Source organism: Reella acinonychis (assembly GCF_052828705.1).
In genome coordinates this window covers 348,876-371,844 of record NZ_CM128256.1, presented here as the reverse complement: position 1 = coordinate 371,844, position 22,969 = coordinate 348,876, and the positions used below count along the sequence as shown (strand labels likewise).

Annotated in this window: 26 protein-coding genes; 16 read left to right on the top strand and 10 right to left on the bottom strand. The window is 38.0% G+C overall.

What is annotated here, in order from left to right; genetic code table 11:
- Positions 1 to 42: 42 nt before the first annotated feature.
- The 3 genes from xylG to ACUXZ4_RS01910 all read left to right on the top strand — a co-directional run bounded on the left by xylG (position 43) and on the right by ACUXZ4_RS01910 (position 3,973).
- Positions 43 to 1,557, top strand: a complete 1,515-nt coding sequence (xylG, locus tag ACUXZ4_RS01920) for a D-xylose ABC transporter ATP-binding protein (protein ID WP_464973373.1) — start codon at positions 43 to 45, stop codon at positions 1,555 to 1,557.
- 3 nt (positions 1,558 to 1,560) lie between these two features.
- A complete protein-coding gene (locus tag ACUXZ4_RS01915; protein ID WP_464973372.1) occupies positions 1,561 to 2,688 on the top strand; it encodes a sugar ABC transporter permease in 1,128 nt (375 codons plus the stop codon).
- Between the two features lie 115 nt (positions 2,689 to 2,803).
- Positions 2,804 to 3,973 carry a XylR family transcriptional regulator gene (locus ACUXZ4_RS01910; protein WP_464973371.1) on the top strand — a complete coding sequence of 390 codons (1,170 nt, stop codon included), beginning with the start codon at positions 2,804 to 2,806 and terminating at the stop codon, positions 3,971 to 3,973.
- Positions 3,974 to 4,159: 186 nt separating this feature from the next.
- Here the strand turns inward: ACUXZ4_RS01910 and trmL are convergent, their stop codons facing one another.
- A complete protein-coding gene (gene trmL, locus ACUXZ4_RS01905; protein ID WP_464973370.1) occupies positions 4,160 to 4,636 on the bottom strand; it encodes a tRNA (uridine(34)/cytosine(34)/5-carboxymethylaminomethyluridine(34)-2'-O)-methyltransferase TrmL in 477 nt (158 codons plus the stop codon).
- 107 nt (positions 4,637 to 4,743) lie between these two features.
- Here trmL and ACUXZ4_RS01900 point away from each other — a divergent pair, with 107 nt between their 5' ends.
- From ACUXZ4_RS01900 to ACUXZ4_RS01865, 8 genes are all read left to right on the top strand, one after another.
- Positions 4,744 to 5,205 carry a YchJ family protein gene (locus ACUXZ4_RS01900; protein ID WP_464973369.1) on the top strand — a complete coding sequence of 154 codons (462 nt, stop codon included), beginning with the start codon at positions 4,744 to 4,746 and terminating at the stop codon, positions 5,203 to 5,205.
- The gene (locus ACUXZ4_RS01895) at positions 5,202 to 6,071 is read left to right on the top strand and encodes a virulence factor BrkB family protein (RefSeq protein WP_464973368.1); all 870 of its coding nucleotides are present in this window, start codon (positions 5,202 to 5,204) and stop codon (positions 6,069 to 6,071) included. The genes ACUXZ4_RS01900 and ACUXZ4_RS01895 overlap by 4 nt, the downstream gene beginning before the upstream one ends.
- Positions 6,068 to 6,502: a D-aminoacyl-tRNA deacylase gene (gene dtd / locus ACUXZ4_RS01890; RefSeq protein ID WP_464973367.1), complete on the top strand. Its 435-nt coding sequence runs from the start codon at positions 6,068 to 6,070 to the stop codon at positions 6,500 to 6,502. The genes ACUXZ4_RS01895 and dtd overlap by 4 nt, the downstream gene beginning before the upstream one ends.
- Before the next feature lie 85 nt (positions 6,503 to 6,587).
- Entirely contained in the window at positions 6,588 to 7,025 is a 438-nt protein-coding gene (locus tag ACUXZ4_RS01885) for a rhodanese-like domain-containing protein (RefSeq protein WP_464973366.1), read from the top strand.
- Positions 7,026 to 7,034: 9 nt separating this feature from the next.
- The gene (secB, locus tag ACUXZ4_RS01880) at positions 7,035 to 7,529 is read left to right on the top strand and encodes a protein-export chaperone SecB (protein ID WP_464973365.1); all 495 of its coding nucleotides are present in this window, start codon (positions 7,035 to 7,037) and stop codon (positions 7,527 to 7,529) included.
- A 48-nt stretch (positions 7,530 to 7,577) separates the two neighbouring features.
- On the top strand, positions 7,578 to 8,582 hold the full coding sequence (gene gpsA, locus ACUXZ4_RS01875; protein ID WP_464973364.1) for an NAD(P)H-dependent glycerol-3-phosphate dehydrogenase: 1,005 nt from the start codon (positions 7,578 to 7,580) through the stop codon (positions 8,580 to 8,582).
- 9 nt (positions 8,583 to 8,591) lie between these two features.
- Positions 8,592 to 9,389: a serine O-acetyltransferase gene (cysE, locus tag ACUXZ4_RS01870; protein ID WP_464973363.1), complete on the top strand. Its 798-nt coding sequence runs from the start codon at positions 8,592 to 8,594 to the stop codon at positions 9,387 to 9,389.
- Positions 9,390 to 9,397: 8 nt separating this feature from the next.
- Positions 9,398 to 10,213, top strand: a complete 816-nt coding sequence (locus ACUXZ4_RS01865; RefSeq protein WP_464973362.1) for a shikimate 5-dehydrogenase — start codon at positions 9,398 to 9,400, stop codon at positions 10,211 to 10,213.
- Between the two features lie 51 nt (positions 10,214 to 10,264).
- Here ACUXZ4_RS01865 and ACUXZ4_RS01860 read toward each other — a convergent pair whose 3' ends face one another.
- Positions 10,265 to 10,948, bottom strand: a complete 684-nt coding sequence (locus ACUXZ4_RS01860) for a 2,3-diphosphoglycerate-dependent phosphoglycerate mutase (RefSeq protein WP_464973361.1) — start codon at positions 10,946 to 10,948, stop codon at positions 10,265 to 10,267.
- Positions 10,949 to 11,098: 150 nt separating this feature from the next.
- Between ACUXZ4_RS01860 and envC the strand changes: the two genes are divergently transcribed.
- Positions 11,099 to 12,316: a murein hydrolase activator EnvC gene (envC, locus tag ACUXZ4_RS01855; protein WP_464973360.1), complete on the top strand. Its 1,218-nt coding sequence runs from the start codon at positions 11,099 to 11,101 to the stop codon at positions 12,314 to 12,316.
- A gap of 1 nt (position 12,317) precedes the next feature.
- A complete protein-coding gene (locus ACUXZ4_RS01850) occupies positions 12,318 to 13,166 on the top strand; it encodes a divergent polysaccharide deacetylase family protein (RefSeq protein WP_464973359.1) in 849 nt (282 codons plus the stop codon).
- Here the strand turns inward: ACUXZ4_RS01850 and ACUXZ4_RS01845 are convergent, their stop codons facing one another.
- The gene (locus tag ACUXZ4_RS01845) at positions 13,167 to 13,718 is read right to left on the bottom strand and encodes a DNA topoisomerase family protein (RefSeq protein ID WP_464973358.1); all 552 of its coding nucleotides are present in this window, start codon (positions 13,716 to 13,718) and stop codon (positions 13,167 to 13,169) included. It lies immediately after the preceding gene.
- A 99-nt stretch (positions 13,719 to 13,817) separates the two neighbouring features.
- On the opposite strand from ACUXZ4_RS01845, the gene ACUXZ4_RS01840 reads away from it, so the two are divergent.
- Entirely contained in the window at positions 13,818 to 15,296 is a 1,479-nt protein-coding gene (locus tag ACUXZ4_RS01840) for a DNA recombination protein RmuC (protein ID WP_464973357.1), read from the top strand.
- Positions 15,274 to 15,600 carry a thiosulfate sulfurtransferase GlpE gene (gene glpE, locus ACUXZ4_RS01835; RefSeq protein WP_464973356.1) on the top strand — a complete coding sequence of 109 codons (327 nt, stop codon included), beginning with the start codon at positions 15,274 to 15,276 and terminating at the stop codon, positions 15,598 to 15,600. The genes ACUXZ4_RS01840 and glpE overlap by 23 nt, the downstream gene beginning before the upstream one ends.
- Positions 15,601 to 15,629: 29 nt before the next feature.
- Here the strand turns inward: glpE and ACUXZ4_RS01830 are convergent, their stop codons facing one another.
- Positions 15,630 to 15,941 (bottom strand): DUF5389 family protein, encoded by a 312-nt coding sequence (locus ACUXZ4_RS01830; RefSeq protein WP_464973355.1) that lies wholly within the window; start codon positions 15,939 to 15,941, stop codon positions 15,630 to 15,632.
- 47 nt (positions 15,942 to 15,988) lie between these two features.
- Between ACUXZ4_RS01830 and ACUXZ4_RS01825 the strand changes: the two genes are divergently transcribed.
- The gene (locus ACUXZ4_RS01825; protein WP_464973354.1) at positions 15,989 to 16,561 is read left to right on the top strand and encodes a rhomboid family intramembrane serine protease; all 573 of its coding nucleotides are present in this window, start codon (positions 15,989 to 15,991) and stop codon (positions 16,559 to 16,561) included.
- 57 nt (positions 16,562 to 16,618) lie between these two features.
- On the opposite strand, the gene ACUXZ4_RS01820 is transcribed toward ACUXZ4_RS01825, so the two are convergent.
- The 6 genes from ACUXZ4_RS01820 to ACUXZ4_RS01795 all read right to left on the bottom strand — a co-directional run bounded on the left by ACUXZ4_RS01820 (position 16,619) and on the right by ACUXZ4_RS01795 (position 22,960).
- Positions 16,619 to 17,740 carry a M20/M25/M40 family metallo-hydrolase gene (locus ACUXZ4_RS01820; RefSeq protein WP_464973353.1) on the bottom strand — a complete coding sequence of 374 codons (1,122 nt, stop codon included), beginning with the start codon at positions 17,738 to 17,740 and terminating at the stop codon, positions 16,619 to 16,621.
- 9 nt (positions 17,741 to 17,749) lie between these two features.
- Complete coding sequence (locus tag ACUXZ4_RS01815) at positions 17,750 to 18,217, bottom strand: YjiG family protein (RefSeq protein WP_464973352.1); 468 nt, start codon at positions 18,215 to 18,217, stop codon at positions 17,750 to 17,752.
- Positions 18,214 to 18,858 carry a nucleoside recognition domain-containing protein gene (locus tag ACUXZ4_RS01810; RefSeq protein ID WP_464973351.1) on the bottom strand — a complete coding sequence of 215 codons (645 nt, stop codon included), beginning with the start codon at positions 18,856 to 18,858 and terminating at the stop codon, positions 18,214 to 18,216. The genes ACUXZ4_RS01815 and ACUXZ4_RS01810 overlap by 4 nt, the downstream gene beginning before the upstream one ends.
- Before the next feature lie 166 nt (positions 18,859 to 19,024).
- Positions 19,025 to 20,737 (bottom strand): ribonucleoside-diphosphate reductase subunit alpha, encoded by a 1,713-nt coding sequence (locus ACUXZ4_RS01805; protein ID WP_464973350.1) that lies wholly within the window; start codon positions 20,735 to 20,737, stop codon positions 19,025 to 19,027.
- Positions 20,724 to 21,701 (bottom strand): ribonucleotide-diphosphate reductase subunit beta, encoded by a 978-nt coding sequence (locus ACUXZ4_RS01800; protein ID WP_464973349.1) that lies wholly within the window; start codon positions 21,699 to 21,701, stop codon positions 20,724 to 20,726. Before ACUXZ4_RS01800 ends, ACUXZ4_RS01805 begins: the two co-directional genes overlap by 14 nt.
- Positions 21,702 to 21,943: 242 nt before the next feature.
- The gene (locus ACUXZ4_RS01795) at positions 21,944 to 22,960 is read right to left on the bottom strand and encodes an aldose 1-epimerase family protein (protein WP_464973348.1); all 1,017 of its coding nucleotides are present in this window, start codon (positions 22,958 to 22,960) and stop codon (positions 21,944 to 21,946) included.
- Positions 22,961 to 22,969: the final 9 nt, after the last annotated feature.

Genomic DNA, 22,969 nt, shown 5'->3' with positions numbered 1-22,969 from the left:
ATGGCAGAAAATATTTCTGCCATCTTTAAAAGGGAGTCAATTATGGCGAAATTACTAGAAATGAGAAATATCACTAAAAAATTTGGTGATGTCGTTGCATTAAATGATATTTCTATTTCGCTAGAAATGGGCGAGGTTCTTTCTCTTTGTGGAGAAAATGGATCGGGCAAGTCGACCTTAATGAAGGTATTATGTGGTATTTACCCATTCGGTGATTACGAAGGAGAAATTTATTTCTCTGATGAAAAGCTTATTGCTAAAAACATTAAAGATACGGAAGAAAAAGGCATTTCAATTATTCATCAAGAATTAACTTTAGTAAAAAACATGTCGATTCTTGAAAATATGTTTCTCGGCAATGAAACCGTAAAATTTGGTCTTGCTGACGATAATGCAATGTATCTACGCTGTAAAACATTATTACAACAAGTGCAGTTGGATGTAGACCCTAATACAAAAGTCGGTGAATTAGGTTTAGGACAACAACAATTAGTTGAAATTGCTAAAGCCTTAAATAAAAAAGTGCGGTTGCTTATTTTAGATGAACCTACCGCTTCATTGACAGAAAAAGAAACTGCCATTCTATTGAATTTAATTAAAGACTTACAAGCACATAATATTGCTTGTATTTACATTTCACATAAACTCAATGAAGTAAAAGCAATTTCAGATAATATCTGCGTTATTCGTGATGGCGAACACATAGGAACCTTACCAGCGAAAGGCATGACGGAAGACGATATTATTACAATGATGGTTGGACGTGAAATAACTTCTCTCTATCCTCATGAGCCTCATCCAATTGGCGAAGAAATCTTGCGTATAGAAAACTTAACTGCTTGGCACCCAACAAATACACATATCAAACGTGTTGATAATGCAAGCTTTAACTTAAAAAAAGGAGAAATTTTAGGGGTTGCAGGGCTTGTAGGTTCAGGTCGAACGGAAATGGCACAATGTATTTTTGGGTCTTATCAAGGAAAAGCCGAAGGACAGATTTTCATTCATAACAAACCGGTAAAAATTAGAAATTGTCCTCACGCTATTGAAAATGGCATTGTAATGGTACCAGAAGATCGAAAAAAACATGGCATCATTCCAATAATGGGTGTAGGAAAAAATATTACTTTATCCTCGTTATCTCAATTTTGCTTTAATAAAAAAGTAATAAATGAACCCTTAGAAGAAACCATTATTAACCAATCAATAGCTAAATTAAAAGTAAAAACATCTTCACCTGAACTTGCAATTGGTCGTTTAAGTGGCGGTAATCAACAAAAAGCTATTTTAGCCAAATGTTTATTACTCAATCCTAAAATATTAATTTTAGATGAACCAACAAGAGGCATTGATGTTGGTGCTAAATATGAGATTTATAAGTTAATCAATCAACTAGCTCAGCAAGGAATAGCAATCATTGTCATATCATCTGAATTACCAGAAGTTTTAGGGATAAGCGATCGCGTACTCGTTATGCACCAAGGAAAAATTAAAGCGGATCTTATAAATGATCATTTAACTCAAGAGCAAGTTATGGAAGCGGCACTTAAGGAGTAACCTATGAATAAATTAAAAAATATTAATTTACAAGTTTACATCATGTTGATGGCTATTGTTGTCATTATGCTGTTTTTCTCTTTTGCAACTGATGGGGCTTACTTAAGTGCACGAAATATATCTAACCTACTGCGTCAAACATCCATTACTGGAATTCTGGCAATTGGGATGGTATTTATCATTATTTCAGCAGAAATTGACTTATCCGTTGGCTCTTTGATGGGGTTATTAGGGGGATTTGCAGCTATCACAAATGTTTGGTGGAATTGGCCACTACCACTCACAATTATTGTGACATTATCTCTCGGATTAATGCTTGGCGCATGGAATGGATGGTGGGTTGCTTATCAGAAAGTCCCTTCATTTATCGTAACCTTAGCTGGTATGCTTGCTTTTAGAGGAATTTTAATCGGTTTAACCAACGGAACAACAGTTTCACCTATAAGTTCAGAAATGGCATCTATTGGGCAAGGGTATTTAACTGATATAACAGGAATGATTATTGGTGTTATCGCAGTCTTTTGTTTTATCAGTTGGGGAAGTTATCAACGCAAAGCGAGACAAAACCTCAATCTGAATGTGCCATCAATTAGCAAAGACACATTAAAATATGCTGTTGTAGCAATTCTCTTATTAGGCGCCATTTATTTATTAAATAATTATCGTGGTGTGCCATTCCCAGTATTAGTGCTCGCATTCCTCACTGTAATTGGTACATTTATTGCAAGAAAAACTGCATTTGGTCGTCATATCTATGCTATTGGTGGCAACATTGACGCTGCCCGTTTATCTGGCATTAAAGTTGAGAAAGCAAAACTTACCATATTTGCAATCAATGGATTACTTGTCGCTATCGCAGGTCTTATTTTAAGTGCTCGATTAGGGGCTGGCGCACCATCTGCAGGACAAAATGCAGAATTAGATGCGATCGCAGCTTGTGTTATTGGTGGGGCAAGTTTGGCTGGAGGTATAGGTACAATTTATGGCGTTGTAATAGGCGCATTCATCATCGCCCTACTTGATAACGGAATGAGTATGTTAGACGTCCCAACATTCTGGCAATATATCGTTAAAGGCAGCATTCTACTTTTAGCTGTTTGGATGGATACCATGAGTAAGAAAAAAGCTTAGCCCTCCCTTTATTCCACATCAAATGCACCACAGCATAAAAACTGCGGTGCATTTTTCACAATTTTGCCAAACCTGCTTTTTTATCTTATAGTTATCTTCAACATAGGAGGTAAAAATGCCAGAACAATACTATAAAGTCGCCTTACTATTTAATGCTAATAAAATCTATGATCGTGGCGTTATTGAAGGTATCGGACAGTATATTCAAGCGTCTCAATGCAATTGGGATATATTCATGGAAGATGACTTTACTTACCATAAAGATGAGATAAAAAATCTCTCTATTGATGGTATTATTGCTGATTTTGACGATATAGAAACAGCCAAACTATTACATAATATGTCGATTCCCACCATTGCTGTGGGAGGATCCTATCAAAATACTGATGATTATCCTCATCTACCTTATGTGGCAACAGATAATTACGAACTAGTCCATACCGCATTCTTACATTTAAAACAAAAAGGATTAAGTCATTTTGCTTTTTACGGCTATCCAACAGAAAATCAAAAGCATTGGGCAGTTGAAAGAAAAAATGCATTTATTCAGATCATGGAAAATAACGAACATCAGCCACGCTACTATTTAGGAGACAAAACGCAAGCTGATAATTGGGCTGAATCCCAAACAAAACTCTGCGATTGGATAAAAACATTACCTAAACATACGGGGATTATTGCAGTAACAGATGCCAGGGCAAGACATTTACTACAAGCCTGTGAACACCTCAAAATTGCTGTTCCTGACGAGATATGTATTATTGGTATTGATAACGAAGAATTAATCCAATATCTTTCTCGGGTATCTTTATCTTCTGTGGTTCAAGGTACAACTCAGATAGGTTATCAAGCCGCCAAGTTATTACATCGTTACTTAAATGGCCAGCAAATATCTCATACCCCAATCCTTGTTCCTCCTGTAAAAGTAGAGGAACGGCGCTCGACAGATTATCGTTCTTTACAAGACCCCCTTGTTATTCAAGCAATGCATTTTATCCGACATCGAGCTTGTCAAGGCATAAAAACAGAACAAGTACTAGATCACTTACGTATTTCCCGCTCGAATTTAGAGCAACGTTTTAAATTAGAAATGGATAAAACCATCCATCAAGTTATTCATGAAGAAAAATTAAATCGAGCTAAACAACTATTGCAACACACAGATATTTCAACTCAGGAAATATCCGAGATTTGTGGCTATCCCTCATTACAATACTTCTATGCTGTCTTTAAAAAAGAATACAACAAAACCCCAAAAGAATTCCGATATTCGACGAATATCTAGCCAAGATCTTTACACTTCTTTTACACTATTTGAATTTACAGCAGGGATTTTTTATCTATAATGGTCATCGCCTTATCGTGATTAGGGACGCGAAATAAGGTAGGTTTAGAATAAAAAGAGGATTGAGTTCCTCTCAAATACTGCGGTGAAAATAATGAGATTTTCACCGCATTTTTTATGCCTTTCTTAAGGCGCTAAATTCACTGCACCCTGGTAGCCAAATTGTCGCCAAGCTTCATATACGGCAACGGCAACAGAATTGGATAAATTCATACTACGACTATTTTCTGCCATTGGAATGCGAATTTTCTGTTCCATAGGCAAGGTATCCAAAATTGACATTGGAATACCGCGGCTTTCTGGTCCAAACATTAAATAATCACCTTGCTCAAACTGTACTTGACTATGTGCAGGGCGACCTTTCGTTGTCATGGCAAAAAGACGAGTTGGCTTTTCATTTTCAAGGAATTGTTCAAATGTTTTATGTTTTTTGATGTTAACAAATTCATGATAATCCAAGCCTGAGCGGCGTAATCTTTTGTCATCCCAAGTAAAACCAAGAGGTTCAATTAAATGCAAACGAAAACCTGTATTGGCACATAGGCGAATAATATTTCCTGTATTTTGTGGAATTTCAGGTTCGTAAAGTACAATATCTAACATAGATGTTCTCGCAATAAAAATAATAGCGAATTGTAGCCTACCCCTAAGCAACTTTCAATTTTCTGCGCTTATGTTATGCTACAAAGGTTTAAATGGATGGAAGATGTATGACGATGAAATGCCCTTGCCAATCAGGTCAATCTTATTCAGAATGTTGCCAACCTTATCATTTACAGCAACAATTTCCCTCAATGGCGGAACAATTAATGCGTTCTCGCTATGCTGCTTATGCATTAAAAAACATTGATTACATTGTGCAAACCACTGCGCCTTCTCAACAATGCTTATTAGATCAAGCCGCTTTACAACAATGGGCAGAGCAAACCCAATGGCTAGGTTTACAAATTGTCGCACAACAACAGTTATCCAAACAGCATAGTGCGGTGGAATTTAACGCTTTTTTTGCCGCCGAAAATGGCGAGCAAACCCATCACGAACATTCGCTTTTTGTGCAAATTGATCAACGCTGGTATTTTGTTGATCCAACCGTTCCCTTGCCCACAATGAAGCAAGCTTGCTTATGTGGTTCAGGCAAAAAATTTAAACATTGTTGTGGAGGTTATTTATGAGCAAAAACACCTCGTTTTTCACCGCACCTTTATTGTTCTTAAACGTATTTTGGCAGCGATTCCAGCAAAACAAACTGACACAAGCAGCAGGTTCACTCACTTACAGCACCATGCTCGCGATTGTGCCATTGGTCATGGTAATTTTTGCCATTTTTTCTGCGTTTCCCATGTTCAATGAAATGACCAGTTCCTTAAAAGAACTCATTTTTGATAACTTTGCCCCAGCAGCGAGCGGTGTCGTTGGGCAATATATTGATGAGTTTGTGCATAACTCTAAACAAATGAGCGCCATTGGGATCGTCAGTTTAATTTTAGTCGCATTGATGTTGATTAATTCAATTGATCGCACCTTAAATGATATTTGGAATGCTAAAAATCGAAGTGCGGTGTTTTCTTTTGCGATTTATTGGACAATTCTGACATTGGGACCTATTTTCATTGGTGCAAGCATTGCTATCTCAACCTATGTGTCTTCCTTTGAACTGTTTGATAACGAGATCAATCTGCCCTTTGGTTTAAAAGTACTTAGTTTGGTGCCATTTTTTATTACTTGGTTAAGTTTTACTTTAATTTATATGTTGGTACCCAACCAAAAAGTCTATATGAAACACGCAGCAGCAGGCGCTTTAGTTGCAGCAATCTTCTTTACTTTAGGCAAAAAAGCATTCACTTGGTACATCGCAACTTTCCCGTCTTATCAACTGATTTATGGCGCCATGGCAACCTTACCGATTATGTTATTATGGTTCCAATTAAGTTGGATTTTTGTGTTACTTGGTGCTCAGTTATCCGCCGTATTAGGCGATATGAGATTAATTAAATTGGGCGAATTAAACTTACAAGAAATTAAGGAACATAAAGAATGATTGGATTAATTCAACGTGTAACGCAAGCGAAGGTAGATGTTGAAGGAAAAACAGTAGGTGAAATTGGCAAAGGGTTGCTTGTTTTACTGGGCGTGGAAAAAGAAGACGATCGACAAAAAGCTGACAAATTGCTAGAAAAAGTCCTGCATTATCGTGTATTTAGCGATGAAAATGGCAAAATGAATTTGAATGTACAACAAGCAGGCGGTGCAGTTCTAGTGGTTTCTCAATTTACCTTAGTAGCGGATACAGAACGCGGTTTACGTCCAAGTTTTTCCAAAGGCGCATCACCCCAAGTTGCCGAACAACTTTATGATTATTTTGTGCAAAAGTGCGGTGAAAAAATTACCGTTTCTAGTGGGCAATTTGCCGCGGATATGCAAGTGAGTTTAACCAATGATGGTCCTGTTACCTTTTGGCTTACAGCATAGCAGATCGAAACTAAATTAATTTTTGCAAGACGAAGAAAGTCGGTTATACTTAACACCTATTTTATTCACTTATTTTGAGAACAACATGGAAGAATTTATGCCCTTGGCAATCCAATTTGCCAAAAACCATACCTTACTTGTAGCGGCTTGGTTCGCTATTTTTGGTGCGACCATTTACGTTTTCGTAAAAACCGCATTAAGTAAAGTTAAAATCATTTCTAACTCACAAGCCGTAGCATTAATGAATAATCAAGATGCGGTTATTATTGATTTGCGTAGCATTGACGAATTCAAACGTGGTCACATTATTCATAGCCAACATTTCTTACCGACAGATATTAAAAATCACAATTTAGGTAAATTAGAACAACACAAAGACAAGGCTGTGATTTTAGTTTGTGCAACAGGTATGAATGCACGCACATCAGCAGAAATTTTAGCCAAACAAGGTTTTAGCCAAGTACATGTATTACAAGAAGGTATTGCTGGCTGGAACGGAGCAAACTTACCATTAGAAAAATAAGGATTGTCTATGACTGAAGAAAATAAACCCGTTGAGCAACCAGAAGTGGTTTTCCAAATTCAACGTATTTATGTAAAAGATGTGTCATTTGAAGCACCCAATTTACCGCAAATTTTCCAACAAGAATGGAAACCAAATTTAAGTTTTGATCTCAGCACCGAAGCAAAACAATTAGACGACGATTTATACGAAGTAACTTTAAATATTTCTGCTGAAACCACTTTAGAAGACAGTGGCGATGTAGCATTTATTTGCGAAGTAAAACAAGCAGGCGTATTCACTATCAGTGGCTTAGAAGATATGCAAATGGCGCATTGCTTAACATCACAATGCCCAAATATGCTTTTCCCTTATGCGCGTGAATTAATTTCTAGCTTAGTAAATCGCGGAACTTTCCCACCATTAAACCTTGCACCAGTTAACTTTGATGCATTGTTTATGGAGCACTTACGCCGAATCGAAGAAGAAGAGGCGAAAGAAGAACAGCAAGAAACCACACATTAAATCTTAACAGGCCTCTCAAATTGAGAGGCTTTTTTCCAGGAGCATTTTATGACGGCGCAAACACCAATTACCGTACTTGGTGCTGGTTCTTATGGCACTTCACTGGCGATTGCTTTTTCTCGTAACGGTTTCCCCACTTATCTTTGGGGACATAATCCCGAACATTGCCAACAACTTGCTGTTGAGCGTCAAAATGCCCGCTTTCTGCCAGATATTCGATTCCCAGACGCATTACATATTGAGGCAGACCTAAAAACTGCGGTGCAAAAATCACGAGATTTACTCATTGTTGTACCCAGCCATGTGTTCGCTGAAATAATCGACCAAATTAAACCGCACTTATTGTCTCATCATCGTATTGCTTGGGCGACAAAAGGCTTAGAACGTGATACCGGGCGTCTATTACAAGAGGTCGTCACCGAAAAATTAGGAAACGATTACCCTCTTGCTGTTTTATCTGGCCCTACTTTCGCCAAAGAATTAGCCGCTGGTTTACCAACAGCAATTGCCCTTGCGGCAAATAACACTGAATTTGCACAAGAATTTCAAGCAAGAATCCATTGCAGTAAACATTTCCGCGTTTATTTAAACCAAGACATGATCGGCGTGCAATTAGGGGGTGCAATCAAAAATGTGATCGCCATTGCCGCAGGCATGTCCGACGGCATGGGCTTTGGTGCCAATGCACGTACTGCATTAATCACACGAGGTTTAGCAGAAATCAGTCGTCTTGGTGCTTCTTTGGGTGCTAACCCAACAACTTTTATGGGAATGTCAGGATTAGGCGATTTAGTCTTAACCTGTACGGACAATCAATCTCGCAACCGCCGCTTCGGTATGATGTTGGGACAAGGTATTCATACCGAACAAGCCATGGAAGAAATCGGGCAAGTAGTCGAAGGTTTTTATAATACAAAAGAAACCTTTGTGTTAGCACAACGTCAAGGCATCGAAATGCCGATTACAGAGCAAATGTACCACGTGTTATTCCATGGCAAAAATGCACAAGACGCGGCAAGTACCTTATTAGGACGTGAAAAGAAAGGCGAATAGGAGGACGCAATGTTAAATCAAGTTTGGCATAAAATTCGGACAGAAGCGAAAGAATTAGTTGAACAAGAGCCTATGCTTGCGAGCTTTTTCCACTCCACGATTCTAAAACATAAAGATTTGGGCAGTGCATTGAGCTATATTTTGGCCAATAAACTCGCGACCACCACCATGCCAGCCATTAGTCTGCGTGAAATTATCGAAGACGCTTATCAAGATGATCCGAGCATTATTGAAAGTGCGGCGGCAGATATTAACGCTGTGCGCCAACGCGACCCAGCCGTCGAGCTGTGGTCAACACCATTGCTCTATCTCAAAGGTTTCCACGCTATTCAAAGTTACCGCATTACCCATTATTTGTGGCAACAAAAGCGACAATCTCTTGCTATTTATCTGCAAAACCAAATTTCTGTCGCCTTTGATGTGGATATTCACCCTGCGGCTCGCATTGGTTGTGGCATTATGTTCGACCACGCGACCGCAATTGTGGTGGGTGAAACTGCGGTGATAGAAAATGATGTTTCCATCTTACAGGGCGTTACTCTAGGGGGAACGGGCAAAGAATGTGGCGATCGCCATCCGAAAATTCGTGAAGGTGTGATGATCGGTGCTGGAGCAAAAATTCTCGGTAATATCGAAGTGGGGAAATACGCTAAAATCGGTGCTAATTCCGTTGTATTACAACCTATCCCTGAATATGCAACCGCTGCAGGTGTGCCTGCGCGCATTATTAGCAAAGATACGCAAGCCAAACCGGCTTTTGACATGAATCAGAACTTCATTGATAACGATCATATGTGTAACATTTAGGTACAACCATGCTCAATAAAGATACACAACTTTGTATGTCCTTAGCGGCAAGACCAAGCAACTTTGGCACAAGATTTCATAACTATTTATATGAAAAACTCGATTTAAATTTTGTTTACAAAGCTTTTACTACAACGGATATCGAGCACGCAGTAAAAGGTGTCCGCGCTTTAGGAATTCGAGGCTGTGCAGTGTCCATGCCTTTCAAAGAAAGCTGTATTCCTTTTTTGGATGAACTATCCACATCAGCCAAAGCGATTGAATCAGTCAACACCATTGTCAACAACGATGGCTATTTAAAAGCTTATAACACCGATTATATTGCCATCGAAAAGTTAATTGAAAAATATCAATTAAATAGCCAATCCAGTGTTATTCTCAGAGGCAGTGGCGGCATGGCTAAAGCGGTCGCTGCTGCTTTCAAAAATGCAGGATTCAACCAAGTCACAGTATTAGCGCGTAATGAAAAAACAGGCAAATATTTAACCGCACTTTATGGCTATCAACATATCACTCAGCTTGAAGACCAACAAGCCGATATTCTCATTAATGTAACGCCAATAGGTATGGCAGGTGGAAAAGAAGCAAATGAACTTTCATTTCCTGAAAGCTTAGTAGAAAGAGCTACCACCATTTTTGATGTGGTCGCTATGCCAGCGGAAACACCATTAATCAAATACGCTCAACAACAAGGCAAACAATGTATTTCAGGGGCAGAAGTTGCCGTATTACAAGCCCTTGAGCAATTTGAACTCTATACTGGCGTTCGCCCAGCTGAAACCTTAGTCAAAGAAGCAGCCGACTTTGCCCGAGCGAATTTATGACAATAAAAAAGTGCGGTGATTTTCACCGCACTTTTTCTTAACTTACTGAAATTATAAATAATATTTTTTCAATACTTTGAAGTTGTCATCTAAATCATAAACCAATGGCTGACCAGTTGGGATTTCTAAATCCATAATGTCAGCATCAGAAATACCTTCAATGTGTTTTGCAAGTGCACGTAATGAGTTACCATGTGCAGTCACTAACACGCGTTTACCTGATAATAATGCTGGCGCAATTTGATCTTCCCAGAATGGTAATACACGCTCAAGAGTGATTTTTAAGTTTTCTGCATTTGGCACGACATCGCTTGGTAAGTGAGCATAACGACGGTCGTTATGTGCAGAGTTTGGATCTTTTGGATCTAAATCTGGAGGAGAAATATCGTAAGAACGGCGCCAGATATGCACTTGTTCGTCACCATATTGTTCGGCAGTTGCTTTTTTATCTAAGCCTTGTAATTTACCGTAGTGACGTTCATTTAAACGCCAGTTTTTTACTTGTGGAATCCATAATTGGTTAGATTCTTCTAACACGATGTTACAAGTTTTGATTGCACGAGTTAACACAGAAGTGAAAGCAATATCAAATTCGAAACCAGCTTCAAGTAATTTTTTACCAGCGGCTTTTGCTTCTTCGATACCACGTTCTGTTAAGTTAACATCACGCCAACCTGTAAATAAGTTTTTTGCGTTCCATTCACTGAAACCATGACGGATAAAAACTAATTGCATAAGGAACTCCTCATTAATTAAAAATAAACAAAATCTCTCCGCACTTTATAACAAAATTCCTCTGGATTTAAAAGTAAAAAGCCAATGTTTCCTGATCTTTCGCAAAAATAATGGTATATTTAGCTCAAAATTGATTTGGATTACAAAAGTATGTTGCAGCCTTTCTCTGTCAAAAAATTCATAAAATACACCGCACTTTGTTGTGGTGCGTTACTCTTGTCGCTTTCTAGTCAAGCCAGTGATTTGCAGAAGATCCAGCAACAAATTAAACAGCAAGAACAAAAAATTGCGGAACAAAAACGCGAACAAAATAAATTGCAATCCACTTTAAAATCCCAAGAAAACAAAATTAACGATGTCGTTGGCGTATTGCGAGAAACGGAAACCAGTTTAAAAGAAACCAAGAAAATCATTGCAGAAACCACGCGCCAAATTCAACGTTTACAGCAACAACAAAAATCACAGAAAGAAAAACTCGCCAAACAATTAGATGTGCTTTATCGCGCAGGCAATCCTAATTCCGTTATTGAGCATTTATTATCAGAGGATGCGAAAAATAATGATCGCATGATGATGTATGCCAAGCATATGAATCAAACACGCCTACAATTAATTGATGAATTAAAGGCAACAAGAGCGCAATTAGAACAACAAAAAGCCTATTTGTCAGGACAACAAAAAGAGCAACAAACACAGCTCTCCGAACATAAAAAACAACAACAAGAGCTACAAAAAGCAAAAAATGAACGCCAAAGTACGTTAAATAAATTAAGTAAAACGTTAGAGCGTGATCAAAATAAATTAGACACTTTAAAAGCAAATGAAAATGCGTTGCGCAATGAAATTCAACGAGCAGCACAAGCTGCGGCGCAGCAAGAAAAACAAGAACGTGAGCAGTTAACTCAGAAAAAACAAGCTGAAGAAAAACGCACTAATACCGTCTATCAACCAACGGAACAAGAGAAAAAATTATTACGTTCAGGTGCTGGATTAAGTGGTAAATATCCTCGCCCTGTGGCTGGAAAAATTCTGCATAGTTTTGGTTCAACCCAAGTGGGTGAAGTCAAATGGAAAGGCATTGTAATTTCCGCTAGCGCTGGCACAGCAGTGAAGTCCATCGCTGCAGGACGCGTTATTCTGTCTAGTTGGTTAAGTGGTTATGGTCAAGTTGTGGTGATTGATCATGGCAAAGGCTATATGTCCTTATATGGTTACAACCAAGCTGTGTTCGTCAAAGCGGGAAGTTTAGTTAATGGCAGGCAGAAAATCGCGGAAGTGGGCAATAGCGGCGGACAAAATCGTTCCGCACTTTATTTCGAAATTCGCCGCCAAGGTAATGCGGTTAATCCAATGAGTTGGTTGCAATAACATGAAATGCCGTTGTCTTTTAAGTGCGGTTAAAAAAATCCTCTTTTTTTGTACCGCGCTTTTCACGCTAAATCTACAAGCACAACCCGCTAAGTTAGCCATTGTGATCGACGATATTGGCTATCATCCGAAAGAAGACGCAGCGATTTATGCGTTACCGAAAGAAATTTCTGTGGCGATCATTCCAGTTGCTCCTTATGCCAAACAACGTAATCAGCAAGCCAAAGAACAAAGCAGAGATGTTCTGATTCATCTGCCCATGCAGCCTCGTCAAAAAATAAAAATTGAAGAAGGTGGATTGACCTTAGGCATGTCTGCGCAACAGGTGGCACAACGTGTGAATAATGCCAAACAAATCGTTTCTGCCGCCATTGGTTTAAATAACCACATGGGCAGTGCAGCGACTTCTGACAATCAACTTATGACATACTTAATGCAAAGTTTACGTCAGCAAGGCTTATTTTTCTTAGATAGCCGCACCATAGGTTCTAGCGTGGCGGGAAAAGTAGCAAAAGAGCAAGGTGTGAATGCCTTAGATCGCCACATTTTCCTCGATGATAGTGATAACTTTGCCGATGTTCAACGACAATTCCAACTTAGCTTACAATATGCGCGTAAACATGGCACCGCGATTGTTATCGGACATCCACGAAAAAACACCGTTGCGGTTTTACAGGCAGGATTACGTCAATTACCTAATGATATTCAGCTAGTTGGCATGGGCAGTTTATGGCGTAATGAAAAAGTGGTGCCAACAAAACCATTTATTCTCTTGTTTAGCGATTTACCTGCTCCAACAAATATCAGTCCTTATCGCCCCATCCCAATGCTACGAGGCATCCCAGAATAATTATTTGGCGATCTCAAATTGATGTTTACAAGCTTTGTTAGCACAAACTAACAACAAATGGGTGGCAGTGCTTTTCTTTAAACTCGCCAAATTTCCACCGCACTTTTCACAACAAATTTTGTAGGGCTGGCTGGGTAAGGTAAATTTACATTGTGGAAATCGGTTGCAAGCATAGAAAGTTTTACCTTGTCGTCCTTGACGCGCCACTAACTCGCCCTCTTGACATTCAGGGCACATAAATTGTTGATCGCCGGATTGCTCTACCTCATCTTGCACAATAAAATGACAATCAGGATAGGCGCTACAGCCAATGAAAATCCCAAAATGTCCTTGTTTTACTTGCAATAAATTGCCACATTCAGGACAAACCTCCTGTAGCTCTTTTAACACTTTGCTTTCATGATGAGGTTGTAATGGCTTGAGATAATCGCAATCAGGGAATGTAGAACAACCTAAAAACAAGCCCTTTTTGCCTTGCTTAATAACCAAACTGGCCCCACATTGTGGGCAGTTTTCTTGCTGTTTTTTATAATGAAAAAGTTGTTCTTTCATCGCCACTGTTGCCACTAAAATAAGAAAATTTACCTATATACTGCCTGATTTTACGCATTTTCGTTTATACTAGCCACCTATTTTCACAAGGAATTCACTATGCAGGCACTGTTACAAAATCCTTATTTTTTAACCGCACTTTTCTTCGCATTGTTATGTTTCATTTTGATTTTCTTGCTAGCACGCCGTAACCGAGATGTAACGGAGCTACAACAGGATTTAAATAAAAACATTTTAGATTACAATGCATTAGTCGAAAAATTTGATCAGATCAATATCATTAAAAATCAACAAGATTTAGCCATTGTTCAGTCGCAAACTCGCCTTGAATATTTACAAAATGAGATCACAGAACGCGATGAACTGATCAAACAAAAAACAAACGACTTAGAAAAAACGCAGCTAAATTTAACCGCACTTCAGCAGCAAGTGACTGCATTTAAAATTACTTTATCAGAAAAAGAAAAAAGTTTTGCAGAGCAACAACAGCAATTTTTACAAAGTAAACAACTACTTAGCACTGAATTCCAGAATCTAGCCAATCGCATATTAGAGGAAAAAGCGCAATCCTTTAATCAAACGAATCAAGCCAGTTTGGATGCGTTGCTTAAACCTTTCCGCGAACAAATAGAAGGTTTTCAAAAACGCGTGAATGAAATCCATTCAGAAAATGTGAAAGGCAATGCAGGGCTCGAAGCAGAAATTAAGAAAGTGTTAGAGATTGGTTTATCCATGTCGCAAGAAGCTAATAATCTGGCGTCAGCATTAAAAGGTGAGAAGAAAACCTTGGGCAATTGGGGAGAAATTCAGTTAGAAAAAACGTTGCAGCTGACAGGTTTAATATCAGGCGAGCATTATCAACCGCAAGCGCATTTTAAAGATGAGCAAGGGCGAAACAATTACCCTGATTTTGTTATCAATCTCCCCGACAATAAGCAACTGATTATTGATAGTAAAATGTCATTGGTCGCCTATGAAAAAGCAATGAGTAGTGAAGATGAAACAGAGCGTCAACAATATTTAAAAGAGCATGTCAAAGCCATTCGTCAACATATGGCTGACTTATCGCAAAAAGATTACAGTAATCTTATTGGTATGCGTAGCCCAAATTTTGTGTTAATGTTTGTCGCCGTTGAGCCAGCCTATATTGAAGCCATGAAAGCCGACAGCGAATTGTTTAACTTTGGTTATCAAGAAAATGTAATTTTAGTTTCCCACACAACTCTCATGCCGATTTTGCGTACGGTGGCAAATTTATGGCGAATTGAACGTAGTAATACAGAAGCCAGAGAAATCAGCGAACGTGCGGGCGATATTTATAATCAGGTTTGTTTGCTGGCAGAACGCTTCGTCAAACTCGGCGGCACCATTGCCAATGTGAATACGCGTTACAATGAAACCGTTACCGCCTTGGTGGGTCAACAAGGATTATTTGGTAAAATTGACCGCTTTAAAGATTTGTCAGCCAAAGCCAACAAAACATTGCCTGAGGTTGAATTATTACATGCCGATATTAATACGGAAAAATTAGCTATTTTAAAAGGAACAACATCCAATGACACAATTAATCGAAATTAGCCCACAGCAAGCTTGGGATTTAATGCAGCAAGAAGATTGCGCCTTATTAGATATTCGCGATCTCCCGCGTTATCGCCAAAGCCACGCGCAAGAGGCTTTTCATTTAACCAACCAAAGCTATGGTATTTTCCAAGATGAATATGATTATGACCAACCAGTGATCGTGATGTGCTACCATGGCGTAAGCAGCCGCAATGTTGGTGCGTTTTTAATTGAACAGGGTTACGAACAAGTCTATAGCGTTGAAGGTGGCTTTGAAGCCTGGGAACGTGCAAACCTTCCTATTGAACGTGAATTTCCATAACAAGAAAGGCTTCCAATTGGAAGCCTTTTTTAAAATCCATATAATGCGATGTAAAGAAAAACTGCAATAAAAATCACCGCACTTATGATTAAGATTCGTTTTGCTAGCCTTGGTTGAGTTGGTTGAATTTTAAAACTCATTCGAGCAATAAGTCCCAACACAAAGGGATAAAACCACATTGAAAAGGACATAAAAGTGCGTTGCAATTCGGTTAAATTTGGATTTTCCAATATAGCTGGCGAAAGTAACAAGGCTAAAGGCCATAATAAAATCGGTGAACAAAAACCCGCAATGATCCAACTAAATCGGCTAAAACCTTCGGGCAAACTTCCATTTTCCATTTTAATCCCCATATTAATGTGACTGAATTATGAAAGGAATATAACAAATGCTATCCATTTTTAGAAGTCATCCACCTAAATTTACCCTATTTATTACCGCACTTTGCGGCATTTTATTTATTTTCAGCCACTTGATTGATTTTGATGTTTTAATCAACTTCTTTAACTTTCCTATTGATTACAATGAACAGCAGGATTATTGGCGCTATTTCAGCCATACGCTTATTCACCTGAGTATTATGCATATTGGTTTTAATCTCAGTTGGTGGTGGTTATTTGGTGGAGCCATTGAGAAAAAATTTGGCACCTTCAGTCTTGTGATACTTTATTTTTTATCCGCAATCATCAGTGGTTTCGCACAGAATTGGGCAAGTGGCCCTTTGTTCTTTGGGTTATCTGGCGTGGTGTATGCTGTAATGGGCTTCGTATTTATCGTAGATAAACTCAATCCTCATACTCAATTTGACCTGCCAGAAGGCTTTTTTACCATGATCATCGTTGGAATTTTATTTGGTTTTGCCGCCCCATTAATCGACGTAGCTGTTGGTAACGCTGCCCATATTGCAGGCTTAATAACTGGGCTAGCTTATGGCTTTTTGTTCACGAAAGTGAAAAAGTAGCAAGAAAAACACCGCACTTTTTGGGATCAAAGTACGGTGTTTTTTTAGATAGTTTTATTAAGCAAATAATTTCTTGATGACAGCTAACACCAAATTACATTTAGGCACAACAGAATCGACAACTAAATATTCCGTTTTAACATGCATATTTCCACCTGTTGGTCCAAGCCCATCAATAGTCGGGCAACCGGCAGAAGCAGCAATGTTTCCGTCACTCAATCCACCTGCATCAACCCATTTTATAGGCACATTAAGTTCTCGACCCGCTTCATCAAAGAGCATCTTGATTTTTGGCAAATGCACCAAATCTATCATTGGTGCTTCATCATTGAGAAGGATTCGCTTATGGGTAACCCCTTCTACAAAAGGATGATTCAACACACGATCTAGCTGTTGTTCAAAATAGGCAGCTGAAGAAGGTTGAACATAACGCATTTCAATGGTTAGTGAAGCAAAGTCTGCGATAACATTATGTGCGGTTCCACCATGGTTCATCACGCAATTGAATGTATGTCCGACAGAAAAGTCATTCAATTTGGAGAACTCAACAATAAAGTTCGCAGCTTCAACTAAAGCTGAACGACCTCTCTCTGGGTTGTTGCCTGCATGCGCTGCAACGCCATGAAAATCTATTTGATAGCTCACCATGCCTTTACGCGTTGCAACCATTGAACCATCTTCTCGAGCAGGCTCCATAACAAAACAATATTTAGATTTACGTGCATATTCACGAATGCTTTCTTTCGCATAAGTAGAAGATGTTTCTTCATGGGAATTAAGGAAAATCGCAATATTGAATTTTGTTAAGTCTAATTCTTGCAGAATATAGAAAGACAATAACGCCCCAGCTTTATCATCAATAATACCTAATGCATTGATATGATTGCCTTGTTGAGTAAACGGCACATCTTTTCCATATCCTACAGGAAACACTGTATCCATATGCGCAACAAATAAAATATCAAATTTTTCTGCATCTAGGTTGTTACTAATGACTAAGCAATCTGCAACCTTATCTGTCTCCATCGAAATTCTCGTATGAGATAATCCGAGTTGATTTGCTTTATTAATAAACCAATCTGCAACTAAATTAACGCCTTCAATAGATGAAGTTGGACTTTCAATATCAGTAAGCTGTTTTAATTCTGCAAGGAAACCATCTAATTGTTGCTGTTTCATTGTGTCCTCCTAAAGAATAAAACGCATTAATAACATTGCTAAATAAGCGTTCACAATACAAATACCAAATAGAACGAGATAATGTTTGCCTGGCACACCCAACACGCCTAATACCCGTCCCATATATTGTACTGTGGAGCCAACTAATGCCATGCCAGGTAATAAAATAGCAACATGATGTGCATTTAGTGTACCTTCTTGTAATAAGGCAACTAATACCCCCGCAGAACCACCCCAACTCAAAAATGCAGCTAGAAATACCGCAATAGACTCACCTGGCAATCCCAAAGGTGCCATAATAAAGCCAATATATTCACCAAGTAATTTTAATAAACCTGAAGCATTTAAAATATAGATGATGACAAAAGCCATGATCACATTAGGAATGGTACTATGAATCGCAATATTCCAACCTTTTCTAGCACCTTCAACAAAGATATCTGTGATCAATTTCTTTTCAGTTGTTACATTACTCATACTTCCACCTCATCATCTTTAACGAATTTACTCACATACAAACGCATTAAATTTGCACCAAACACTTTAAATAAGAAAATCACCCCTAAGCACATAGCAATGGACATAGGTACAGAATTATTTGCCTTATCAGTGAGTAAAAGTAATGGCGCAAAAGAAGCTAGAAAGTTCGTTAAGAATGCACCAGCACTAAATTGAAAGGCTGCAAAAATTAATAATTCTTTATGTGTAATTTGCCCTTCATTACGTAAAAATTTAGTGGTAGAACTTCCTGCATCAGTACTTTGCGTACTTGCGATCAATGAAATAGAACATACACCTGGAATACCAACTAATGGTTTCAAAATTGGGCTTAACCACTTAGATGCAGCAATTAATGCACCATAATGTTCGAAGATGGCAACGAAACCTAACGCAAGCATCACACTAGGTACTAAGGTCAATGCAAAAAGAAATCCTCCTTTAGCACTGGTACCACCAGATGTTTTTAACCACTCAGGGAAATGGCCCGTTAACTTACCAAAATCAAAAATACCGCCAAAAATTTCTTTAGCAAAACCACCAAAGAAAACAACGGCACATAATAATGATAAAGTACCAATAATCAGTGTTTTTAGACTGACATTATCTTTACTACTCATACCTCTCTCCTTACCAGTTAGAATGACTATTTTTACTGTACTATAAACTCATCGTAGAAACCATGAGCTATATCACAAAAGTGAAATCTCATTAAAATTCCACCGCACTTTAACCAACAAAAAAGCCTTATCTTCACAGATAAGGCTTTTAAACGGGGAATAAGAATTACCCTTCACAGCTTGAACAAGTACTCAATAGGTTACGGTTAAATACCTGTGCTGCACTCATTGAATATTGGTAGTAAATGGATTTTAATCCTAATTCTTCCGCGGTTAAGTATAACTGGTTCAAGTCACGTGCTGGGGTAGATGGATGTATCATAATATTGATACTTTGCCCTTGGTCAATATAACGTTGACGCTGTGCGGCTTGTTGAATCACACTTAATTGGCTAATTTCAGAGAAGGTTTTAAACACATCTTTTTCTTCTGCACTTAATTGTTCTAAATGCTGAACAGAGCCATCGTTGTGTAAAATACTTTCCCAAATTTCCTCACGATCTAATCCTTTCTCTTGTAATAATTTTTCCAAGAATGGATTTTTATAAACCGTTTTAATTTTCGCCAAATCTTTTACATAGTAATTTGATTTGAACGGTTCCACCGAAGGCGAAACGCTGCCTAAAATAAAGGAAGAAGATTTCGTCGGTGCAATACTCATTAAAGTCGTATTACGGCGACCATAACCTTTTAACAATTCAGGTTCACCAAAACGCTTCGCTAAATCCTGTGAAGCAGCAAGGGTTTTTTCTTGTAATGTTTTGAACACTAAGTTGTTTTTCTGCATGGCTTCAAAGCTATCGAATGCGATGCCATTTGCTTGCAAATAGCTATGCCATCCCAATACCCCTAAGCCTAAAGCGCGGTGTCTTCTCGCAAACTTATTGGCTTTATTTAAGAATGGAATATCATTACTTTTCTCGATGAATTCAGTCATCACAACATCCAAGAAATAAGTTAATACTTCTGGTGCATCTGTGTCTTTCCACTCATCAAAATAAAGTAAATTCATTGAAGATAAACAACAAACGAAACTTTCATCTGCACTTGCTGGCAACATAATTTCAGTACAAAGATTTGAGGCATGAACCACCATATTTTTATCTTTGTACACATCTGGACGACCTGCGTTCGCATTATCTTTAAAGAACAGATAAGGGATACCTGTTTCTGTTTTACGTTGTAATAATTTCGCCCAAATCTGACGTTTGTAAGGATCGCCGGCTTTCATGCTTTCTAGCCAATCATGTCCTACACATACACCGTAATACATTAATTGGATTGGGTTACCTTCAGTATGAATATCTAACCATTCATCAATATCGCCATGTTCAATATCAATATAACCCGCAAATTGACCTTTGCGTGATGTTCCTTGCGAGATAACATCAATTACCGTATCAAATAATTTCGTGAAATTAAATGAACCGTCAGACTTACCATTATTTTTAATTGCCGAACCACGTGGACGGATATCACCAAAATAAGCCGACGTACCACCACCAATTTTGCTCATCATGCCAACTTCAGCTGTTGTTTCCATAATATTAAAAATGGAATCGCCAATATAGCTACCAAAACAAGAAATCGGTAAACCGCGATCTAAACCAAAGTTAGACCAAATAGGTGAAGAAAGAGAGAAATAACCACGCCCCATATAATAGTAGAATTTATCTGCAAAACCTTCTATGCCTAATCGACGTTCAGCATGTTCTGCAATAAAACGAATACGGTCTAACGCGGTGGTTCCTTCTAATAAGTATCCACGTTGTAAAAATAAACGACTATCGTCATTTAACCATTCAAAGTCAGGACGATTTGTATTGGTGTAGCCAAGGTCGAAGAGCTTTGGCTGATGGTAAGCATTAGAATAAGTCATCGGCGGTAATCTGTTTCATTTTTTTACTATAATCGGTACTACGTTTGTTAAAGAAATCTGTTTCTTTAGTGGACAGAATTTCAATATCAAACCACTCGGTTTCTTTTAATAAAGTCGGATTGATATCATGTGGCGGTTCCAATCCTAAGATCATTAAAGAATTGTTATAACGACTCTTAATATAATTCGCTACCGTTTCCTTACTGATAAAGCTCAAATCGCCACCTTCAAAAATCCAATCTAAAATACCGCACTCTGCTTCAAATGCTTGATCAGAAAGTTGTTTTAATTCAGCAAAGAATTGATCATCAAATAAATCTGGGTGTTCGTCACGTAAAATTTCATATAACGCGATACCAAAACGACCATGAATTTCTTCTTCTTTAGAGGTTGCTTCCACCGCATTAGAAATACCTTTAAACAAGTTTTTATGCTTATTAAAAGACATCATAATTAAGAATTGGCCAAACAAAGAAATATGCTCAACAAATAAAGAGAAAAGAACAAGTGATAAAACAAATTCGCCCTTGCCTGCGTCTTTATCGCGCATAAAGCTTTCCATATAACGAATACGGTTCATTAATGGCTCAATGTCTTGAATTTGAGCAAACATATCGTTTAAACCCAACTTCTCCAACAAGAAAGAATACGCATCTTTATGACGAACTTCTGATTCTGCGAATGTACCACCTACATCATCCATTTCTGGTTTTGGGAAATAGCGATAAAGTTCGCCCCAGAAACGTTTTACATTCACTTCTACTTGCGAAATCGCTAGCATAGCTCGGGTTAACACATGACGTTCATGATCATTAATCGTTGTACGATAATCTTGAATATCACCAGTGAAATTAAATTCCGTATGTAGCCAATAAGAATGACGAATCGCATCCTTAAACTCAAGCAACTCAGGGTACTCATAAGGCTTAATGTTTAAGCGTTTTTCAAAAATATTTCTGGACATAGGCGTTCACTTATTTTGAGCTGTAAATGGGCATTATTTTAGGTAAAAAAAAGTTGATGAACAAGACTTGACAACGCATTATTCCAGTAGATAGGTATTAGACAATTGATTTATAACGAAAAATATTTTTTGGCATATATATGGTGTTTTTATATCAACAACCACTAGATATAGTATTGAACAAACAAAAAGTGCGGTTAAAAACACCGCACTTTCTATTAGAAATCCGATGAGGATTTAAGTTATTCCTCAATACCTGTTGTCACAGTAAAGTGTCTTGTTTCATGAGGTTGTAATTTAATTAAAGCCCCTGATTTTTCAGCAGCAAGATAGCCCTCTGGGCGACAGGTTGCTGGTAAAACAAAAGCACCTACTTGTTGATCAGCATTATATAAAATCCAACGTGTCGCATAATTAAATTGACTTGATGAGAATTTCGCCAAATAATTATGACCTTTTGGAGAATGCATACGATATTCCAAGTTCTCTTGATATTGTTGCAAATTATCCATAAAGAACACAATTTCTGGATTATATAGCTCATCATTTTCCAATGCATCAAGGCGATATTTTCCTTGATTAATCTGCTCATTGAAGGCTAACCACTCTGGTGTTGGTTTAACATGACCAGGAATAGTTTGGCGTAATTGCACCGCACTATCAGGAATATTTTGGCTAAATGTTGCACCATGTTCATAACAATAATTCATGTGACACATATATTGTAATGGCATTTCTACGCTTGCCAAATTGGTCACTTTCATATTGATATCAAATAATGAACTGTCCGCTTTTAAAACAACTTCTGGTTCAGCTAAATAATGGTCACCAAATCCTTTTACATACTCAACCTGACCACCTACACCTAATGAATCTTCATCAATAACTAACCAAATTTTATCCATCGCAGCACATGGCATTTCGCCATGTAAAGGATGATCATCTTCAGGGCTAGGGCAACCATTGCGAATTAATCCAGAGTGGAAGGCAAAGCAACCATAAGTATCAATAATAACGGATCCCTGTTTAGGCTCGCTGAACATATTTTTCATTTTCAGGGTTTGCCCATTAAATTCAGCATCCCAAATAATTTGTCCATAAAAAGGTAGTACAGTGATAAAACCTTTGCTATTAATTAGTTTGATTGCTTCTATCCCTGAATCATATTTAAAACTCACCGCACTTAGCTTGTCATTTTTAAAAATAACACGTTCTTTCTCACTAAACTGTTCTTTACAGAGATAAATATAACTTTTCATCTTATCCCT